Below are 8688 nucleotides of genomic sequence, written 5' to 3'. Positions count from 1 at the left end.
TGTTGCGCGGGGGTATCTAGTAACACCGTGGTGACTATCGGATAACGCAATGGTGAGTATCGAGTAACGCTTTGGGAGAAGATTCTTCTGACCGCGTGACAACAGGGCACGCGGCATCATCAGAGGAGTCCGATCGTGACTGATTACCGGGCCGTGATGGACCTAGTCTTACAAGGCTGGTCCGTCCGCCAAATCTGCTCGACTGTGCGATGCTCACACACCACAGTCCAAAAAGCCCGCCACACAATAGCGGCACACCAGATCACAACCTGCGAACAACTCGCCGGTATTACCGACGAAGAAATGGCCACATGGTTTGTTGATGGCCGAAGTGCTGCCCAAGGCGACTTCGTACCCATCGACTTCGACGCAGTGACCAAAGCACGCACCGGCCGCAACAAAGTCACCCTCCAAGTCCTGTGGGGCCGCTACACCACCCAACCAGCCCACCCATCCCAGCGTTACTACAGCTACGAGCGCTTCCGCCAGCTTGTTGCTGAACACGTCGATGTCACAGGACTTACAGCACGCATTACCCATGCCCCGGGACACACCATGCAAGTCGACTGGGCCGGCACCGCAATGCGCCTGTTCGACCCAACCCATGCCCGAGGTGCAAAAGTCAGCATTTTCGTAGCATCACTACCGTATTCCGGCATGTTATTTGCCTGTGCTTGCCCGAACCAGCGACAACAAGCGTGGCTGTGGGCACATATCCAAGCATTTGAATACTTCAGCGGGGTTGCTGAAGTCATCGTGCCTGATAATGCTTCGACAGCATCACACGCAATTAGTGCTGCTGACCGCAACCGGCAGGTCAATTCCACCTACGAGGAATTCCTTGAGCACTACAACACTGCCGCGCTGCCTGCTCGTGCTCGGCGTCCAAAGGACAAGGCGAATGTAGAAGCAGCAGTCAAGATCATCACCCAAAAAGTCATCCACACCCTCCACGGGCATCAATGCGTTGGGCTCGATGAACTCAATGCACGCATCCGCAGCCTGGTTGACGGCATCAATGACGCGGTACCGTTTCGCGGTAACAACACCAGCAGAAGGATGCTCTTTGACGAGTTTGAACACGATGTACTCGGCGAACTTCCCACAACACCGTGGCAGCATACCGAATGGAAACGTGCGAAAGTCGCCCCCAACTTCCACATCACCGTCAACACTGCACGTTATTCGGTGCCTTACCAGCTTGTCGGCCGGACTGTCGATGTACGTATCACTGGCAATGAAGTAACCGTCTTTGATGCCGGGCAGCGTGTTGCAACCCACCGGCTTGCCCAAGCCCGTGGGATCTATGTCACCGATGTGGATCATATTCCTGCCAACATGGCTGATACCACAGGATTGTGGACCAGTGAGTACTTCTACCGTGAAGCAGCCAAGATCGGTCCAGCAACCCGGACAGTCATCGAAGAACTCATCAGCGCAAAGGCAATCCCTGTCCAGGCATTTCAGTCGTGCCGAAACGTACTGAATATGGGCAAACACGCCAACAAAGTGATTCTGGAACAAGCCTGTGCACGCCTGATCGCACCTGATGGCACCAGGAGGGCTGTGTCGTATACCGCGGTGAAAAACATGATGGCCGCGGTACGCAAAGACCAATCAACCCGCCCGACAGGCCATGATCTGCCAGCTGCAACACCGCCTGAAACACCACCGGTGGAACACGCACGCGATACCCGCGGTGCATATCTGGGTGGGTCTGCCCAGTTCAGTATGGAAAACCTCACGAAGAAAGGACCTTCGCAGTCATGACACAGCCACAACCAGCGTCAGCATCAGCGCGCTTTCTTGATGAATCGATCCTGCCTGTCTTTACCGATCTCCGGATGACGGCTTTTGGCCGAACCGTGATTGATATTGCAGCAGATCCCATCTTCGACTCATGGAGTTTTTCTGACAAGGTGCTCTACGCACTCGATAAAGAAGTTGCGGCCAAGCGTGAACGACGAGTCAACAAATTACTCAAAGCATCCCGATCGCCAAATCTCGATGCGTGTATCGAAGACATCACCTACACACCCGGCCGCAACCTCAACAAAGAGCAAATCACCAGACTCGCTCACTGCCAATGGTGTCAAAAAGCGCAAAGCATTGTCATCCTCGGCAAATCATCCGTCGGCAAAACCTACCTGGCCCAAGCACTACTTACCGCTGCGTGCAGAAACGACTACTCTGCTCGTTTCTTCCGCACAGACACCCTGGCTAACCAGCTGATGGTGCTGCGCCATGATGACGCAGCACGCATGGAGTTTCTTCAAGATCTCCACCTGGCGGATGTACTCGTGCTTGATGACTTCTTAACAACGCCGATTGATGCTGCCACAGCACACCAGCTGCTCAACATTCTTGCTGAGCGTGAACACCGGGGATCAACCATTGTCACCTCCCAGTTCACGCCCGATGAGTGGTACAAGTCCATCCCGGATGCTGTCATCGCCGAGTCGATACTGAATCGGCTTGTCGTTGGCGCTGAGATCATCACGCTGGAAGGTCCGAACATGCGCCTCGAAGCCAATACGCAGTAGCGGCGCATAGTCAACGCCCGGGTGTTACTCGATACTCACCCGGGCGTTACTGGATACTCACCACGGTGTTACTAAATCCGTGGTCCTAACATGGCTTCCTACTCAATGAGGAAAGGCAAGTACGACAACATGAAGACCATTATTACCGGTGTTGATTCAAGTCAAACGGCACTAGTTGCAGCAGAGAAGGCAGCAGAACTCGCAGCAAGCTTCGATGCGGAACTCTACGTGTTCTCTGCGTACTCCATCAATTCTGCAGTCGCTATACAGACCGCGAAGAGTGGAAACATGGCTACTAAGACTTCCGAAGCCTACCAACGACTAGCTAACGGTCAATCTGCCGCAGCACAGGAAGCGGCGGATTCCGTTGCTGCAATCCTGCGCAACACGTGGCCCAAGCTCCAAGTCAAGTCCTACGCTGTTGAGGGCCAGCCCGCTGAAGTGCTTGTGCAACAGGCAAAGAAGCTCAATGCTGATGCAATCGTGGTCGGTAATAAGAAGGCCCAGGGCTTCGCACGTATTCTTGGCAGCATTTCTCGTAACGTGGCTGCTGAAGCAACATGCGATCTATATATCGTTAACACTACTGGACAGTAGAGCCTGCAATCAACGTAGAAAACGACGACAAGACCCGAACCGGAGATTTTATCCTCTGGTTCGGGCCTTGTTTATGTAGTTGTTGTTGTTTTATGTCGGCGGTAACTTACTCTCCCACACCCTCCCGGGTGCAGTACCATCAGCGCGGGCAGGCTTAGCTTCCGGGTTCGGAATGGGTTCCGGGCGTTTCCCTGCCGCTATGGCCACCGACAAATCATCGGAACAATAGTGTTCTGATGCTGTGGGTGTTGTGTCAGATACTGCATAGTGGACGCGGTGGCACGGGCAAGACTGTGTCTTGTCGTGTTTTCTTATGTTGTGAGTGTTTTTCTCGTTACGATTGCGTAAACCAAACCGCACATCATTATGTGTGTTGGTTGTGTTTGTTTGTTGGTGTATTAGTACCAGTAGCCTTAACATTTTACAATGCGTACAGGTCTGGCCTATCAACCCTATAGTCTGTAGGGAACCTCAACAGAAACCTCATCTTAAAACAGGCTTCCCGCTTAGATGCTTTCAGCGGTTATCCCTTCCGTACGTAGCCAACCAGCGATGCTCCTGGCGGAACAACTGGCACACCAGAGGTACGTCCGTCCCGGTCCTCTCGTACTAGGGACAGCCTTCTTCAAGTTTCAACGCGCGCGGCGGATAGAGACCGAACTGTCTCACGACGTTCTGAACCCAGCTCGCGTGCCGCTTTAATGGGCGAACAGCCCAACCCTTGGGACCTACTCCAGCCCCAGGATGCGACGAGCCGACATCGAGGTGCCAAACCATCCCGTCGATATGGACTCTTGGGGAAGATCAGCCTGTTATCCCCGGGGTACCTTTTATCCGTTGAGCGACACCACTTCCACAAGTAGGTGCCGGATCACTAGTCCCGACTTTCGTCCCTGCTCGACTTGTCAGTCTCACAGTCAAGCTCCCTTGTGCACTTACACTCACCACCTGATTGCCAACCAGGCTGAGGGAACCTTTGGGCGCCTCCGTTACATTTTAGGAGGCAACCGCCCCAGTTAAACTACCCACCAGGCACTGTCCCCAACCCAGATCATGGGCCAAGGTTCAGGTATCCAATCCGATCAGAGTGGTATTTCAACAACGACTCCACACCCACTAGCGTGAATGCTTCACAGTCTCCCACCTATCCTACACAAACCGAACCGAACACCAATACCAAGCTATAGTGAAGGTCCCGGGGTCTTTTCGTCCTGCCGCGCGTAACGAGCATCTTTACTCGTAGTGCAATTTCACCGGGCCTGTGGTTGAGACAGCAGAGAAGTCGTTACGCCATTCGTGCAGGTCGGAACTTACCCGACAAGGAATTTCGCTACCTTAGGATGGTTATAGTTACCACCGCCGTTTACTGGGGCTTAAATTCTCAGCTTCGCTCATAAAAGCTAACCGGTCCTCTTAACCTTCCAGCACCGGGCAGGCGTCAGTCCATATACCTCAACTTCACGTCTTCGCATGGACCTGTGTTTTTGATAAACAGTCGCTTCCCTCTATTCTCTGCGACCCACACCAGCTAAAGGAGTAAATCCTCTCACCATTGCAGGTCCCCCTTCTTCCGAAGTTACGGGGGCATTTTGCCGAATTCCTTAACCACAGTTATCCCGAACGCCTTAGTATTTTCAACCTGACTACCTGTGTCGGTTTAGGGTACGGGCCATATACACACATCGCTAGAGGCTTTTCTCGACAGTACAGGATCACCAACTTCACCATAACGGCTACGCATCACGCCTTGACCATAAAAGTGTACGGATTTACCTATACACCGGTTCACACGCTTACACCAACAATCCAATAAGTGGCATGGCTACCTCCCTGTGTCACCCCATCGCTTGGACCACATTTCAGGCCCCACGCACGCACACACCACCGCGGCCCGAAGGCCTAAGTGAGGTGTTTGTGGGTGGTTAGTATCAATGCTTTACCACGGGCGCGCATATACGGGTACCAGAATATCAACTGGTTGTCCATCGACTACGCCTGTCGGCCTCGCCTTAGGTCCCGACTCACCCTGGGAAGACGAACTTGACCCAGGAACCCTTAGTCATCCGGCGGGACAGATTCTCACTGTCCAATTCGTTACTCATGCCTGCATTCTCACTCGCACACAGTCCACAGCTCCTTACAGTACTGCTTCAACCCATGCACGACGCTCCCCTACCCAATAACAAAAATTATTGCCGCGGCTTCGGCGGTGTGCTTGAGCCCCACTACATTGTCGGCGCAAAACCACTCGACCAGTGAGCTATTACGCACTCTTTCAAGGATGGCTGCTTCTAAGCCAACCTCCTGGCTGTCTTCGCGATCTTACATCCTTTTCCACTTAGCACACCCTTAGGGGCCTTAACCGGCGATCTGGGCTGTTTCCCTCTCGACTATGAAGCTTATCCCCCACAGTCTCACTGCCGTAGAACACATTGATGGCATTCGGAGTTTGGCTGATGTTGCTAAGATGATAGTCCCGCTCAACCAACCAGTAGCTCTACCTCCACCAAGCTACTACGACGCTGCACCTAAATGCATTTCGGGGAGAACCAGCTATCACGGAGTTTGATTGGCCTTTCACCCCTACCCACAACTCATCCCCGCAGTTTTCAACCTACGTGGGTTCGCGCCTCCACGACGTCTTACCATCGCTTCACACTGGCCATGGGTAGATCACCCCGCTTCGGGTCCAGAACATGCCACTTGACACCCTCATTAGGATTCGGTTTCCCTACGGCTACCCCACACGGGTTAACCTCGCGACATGCCGCTGACTCGCAGGCTCATTCTTCAAAAGGCACGCCATCACACACAAACGGTGCTCTGACGGATTGTAAGCACATGGTTTCAGGAACTATTTCACTCCCCTCCCGGGGTACTTTTCACCATTCCCTCACGGTACTCATACACTATCGGTCACACTGAGTATTTAGGCTTACCGGGTGGTCCCGGCAGATTCACAGCAGATTCCACGAGCCCGCTGCTACTCGGGCACCACAACACACACACCACAATGTCTTCACCTACAGGGCTCTCACCTTCTACGGCCAGGCATTCCAACCTACTTCGACTAACATCATACTGCGCGCTTTGTCCTGGTAGGAACAAAAAATCATGGCCCCACAACACCGCATGCACAACCTCTACCAAGTATCACATACACACGGTTTAGCCTCATCCACGTTCGCTCGCCGCTACTAGCAGAATCATTAATTTATTTTCTCCTCCTGCAGGTACTAAGATGTTTCACTTCCCCACGTATCACCCCCACACCAGCTATGAATTCACTAGTGGGTACCTACCCATAACGGCAGGCGGGTTTCCCCATTCGGACATCCTCGGATCAACGCTCAATTGACAACTCCCCGAGGCTTAACGCAGCCTTACACGTCCTTCATCGGCCCAGTATGCCAAGGCATCCACCATGCGCCCTTAAATAACGAACACACACCACACACAAACAAACCGCGAAGAAAAACCAACAGCCTTTCTAGCAGTATCTTATTTATGTGGGTGAACAACCATAACTAAAGAAAAATACTAAACACAACCAGGCTCACACCTGGCTGCGCGTTCTCACAGAAAAAATAAGAAAAATTACACACACCACACAACAACCCAACACAAAGGAAGAATCATTATGTGGTGGATGCTCGCGTCCACTATACAGTTCTCACACAACACCCCACACACCCAACCACAACACCCAGCAAAAGCTGTACCGTGCTGCCATTATCGTGTGTGAGCATCAGGACCAACCCAAAATACTGGATTGTTGTCCCAGACACCCAACAGTGCACCAACATACATATTCAAGTCTTAGTTATATGTTTTAGATGTTATTACCAGCATCTTTTACTGGCGGTGTGTTTCCACTCCGATTCAATCTCGTGGCATGACCACACTCGGGCCATCAACCACCATCACCACCATCATTAACAACTGTTAAGAGATGGATTTTTTATAATAAAGCTCCTTAGAAAGGAGGTGATCCAGCCGCACCTTCCGGTACGGCTACCTTGTTACGACTTCGTCCCAATCGCCGATCCCACCTTCGACAGCTCCCTAACAAGTTTAGGCCACTGGCTTCGGGTGTTACCAACTTTCATGACGTGACGGGCGGTGTGTACAAGGCCCGGGAACGTATTCACCGCAGCGTTGCTGATCTGCGATTACTAGCGACTCCGACTTCATGGGGTCGAGTTGCAGACCCCAATCCGAACTAAGGCCGACTTTCAGGGATTCGCTCCACCTCACGATGTCGCTGCCCACTGTATCGACCATTGTAGCATGTGTGAAGCCCTGGACATAAGGGGCATGATGATTTGACGTCATCCCCACCTTCCTCCGAGTTAACCCCGGCAGTCTCTCATGAGTCCCCACCATAACGTGCTGGCAACATAAGACAAGGGTTGCGCTCGTTGCGGGACTTAACCCAACATCTCACGACACGAGCTGACGACAACCATGCACCACCTGTATACAGACCACAAGGGAAAGACTATCTCTAGCCCGATCCTGTACATGTCAAGCCCAGGTAAGGTTCTTCGCGTTGCATCGAATTAATCCACATGCTCCGCCGCTTGTGCGGGCCCCCGTCAATTCCTTTGAGTTTTAGCCTTGCGGCCGTACTCCCCAGGCGGGGCGCTTAATGCGTTAGCTACGGCACAGAAGACGTGGAAGCCCCCTACACCTAGCGCCCACCGTTTACGGCATGGACTACCAGGGTATCTAATCCTGTTCGCTACCCATGCTTTCGCTCCTCAGCGTCAGTTACTGCCCAGAGACCTGCCTTCGCCATCGGTGTTCCTCCTGATATCTGCGCATTTCACCGCTACACCAGGAATTCCAGTCTCCCCTACAGCACTCAAGTTATGCCCGTATCGCCTGCACGCCCGAAGTTAAGCCCCGGGATTTCACAGACGACGCGACAAACCACCTACGAGCTCTTTACGCCCAGTAATTCCGGACAACGCTCGCACCCTACGTATTACCGCGGCTGCTGGCACGTAGTTAGCCGGTGCTTCTTATCCAGGTACCGTCACAAAAACGCTTCGTCCCTGGCGAAAGGAGTTTACAACCCGAAGGCCGTCATCCCCCACGCGGCGTCGCTGCATCAGGCTTGCGCCCATTGTGCAATATTCCCCACTGCTGCCTCCCGTAGGAGTCTGGGCCGTATCTCAGTCCCAATGTGTCCGTACACCCTCTCAGGCCGGATACCCGTCGCCGCCTTGGTAGGCCATTACCCCACCAACAAGCTGATAGGCCGCAGGCTCATCCCACACCGCAAAAGCTTTCCACCATCGCATCCAAACAATGGTCATATTCGGTATTAGACCCAGTTTCCCAAGCTTATCCCAAAGTGCAGGGCAGATCACCCACGTGTTACTCACCCGTTCGCCACTCGAGTACCCCTAGCAAGCTAGAGGCCTTTCCGTTCGACTTGCATGTGTTAAGCACGCCGCCAGCGTTCATCCTGAGCCAGGATCAAACTCTCCACAAAAAGGCTAGTGAAAAGCCCAAACCTAACTTAAAAAAGACAAACAAC

At 53.0% G+C, this 8688-nt stretch carries 3 protein-coding genes and 3 rRNA genes; 3 read left to right on the top strand and 3 right to left on the bottom strand.

Going from position 1 to position 8688, the window contains the following annotated elements:
• Window positions 1-135 precede the first annotated feature (135 nt).
• The 3 genes from istA to ACG98I_RS13735 all read left to right on the top strand — a co-directional run bounded on the left by istA (window position 136) and on the right by ACG98I_RS13735 (window position 3140).
• Window positions 136-1770 carry an IS21 family transposase gene (istA, locus tag ACG98I_RS13745; RefSeq protein ID WP_394719292.1) on the top strand — a complete coding sequence of 545 codons (1635 nt, stop codon included), beginning with the start codon at window positions 136-138 and terminating at the stop codon, window positions 1768-1770.
• Window positions 1767-2543 (top strand): ATP-binding protein, encoded by a 777-nt coding sequence (locus ACG98I_RS13740; protein ID WP_394719293.1) that lies wholly within the window; start codon window positions 1767-1769, stop codon window positions 2541-2543. The genes istA and ACG98I_RS13740 overlap by 4 nt, the downstream gene beginning before the upstream one ends.
• A gap of 129 nt (window positions 2544-2672) precedes the next feature.
• Window positions 2673-3140, top strand: coding sequence for a universal stress protein (locus tag ACG98I_RS13735; RefSeq protein ID WP_394721108.1), 468 nt, complete (start codon window positions 2673-2675; stop codon window positions 3138-3140).
• A 93-nt stretch (window positions 3141-3233) separates the two neighbouring features.
• On the opposite strand, the gene rrf is transcribed toward ACG98I_RS13735, so the two are convergent.
• From rrf to ACG98I_RS13720, 3 genes are all read right to left on the bottom strand, one after another.
• A 5S ribosomal RNA gene (gene rrf / locus ACG98I_RS13730) occupies window positions 3234-3351 on the bottom strand.
• A 166-nt stretch (window positions 3352-3517) separates the two neighbouring features.
• Window positions 3518-6587: ribosomal RNA gene (locus ACG98I_RS13725) — 23S ribosomal RNA — on the bottom strand.
• Between the two features lie 533 nt (window positions 6588-7120).
• Window positions 7121-8643: ribosomal RNA gene (locus tag ACG98I_RS13720) — 16S ribosomal RNA — on the bottom strand.
• Together the 16S, 23S and 5S rRNA genes form the textbook arrangement of a ribosomal RNA operon.
• Window positions 8644-8688 lie beyond the last annotated feature (45 nt).

This window comes from Corynebacterium sp. L4757 (assembly GCF_043673995.1).
In the GTDB taxonomy this organism is placed as follows: domain Bacteria; phylum Actinomycetota; class Actinomycetes; order Mycobacteriales; family Mycobacteriaceae; genus Corynebacterium.
This window is presented reverse-complemented; position numbering and strand designations above follow the sequence as displayed.

Excerpts from the sequence above, each read along its gene's own strand:
- ACG98I_RS13735 (WP_394721108.1), top strand. The coding sequence starts at position 2,673 with ATGAAGACCATTATTACCGGTGTTGATTCAAGTCAAACGGCACTAGTT.
- ACG98I_RS13740 (WP_394719293.1), top strand. The coding sequence starts at position 1,767 with ATGACACAGCCACAACCAGCGTCAGCATCAGCGCGCTTTCTTGATGAA.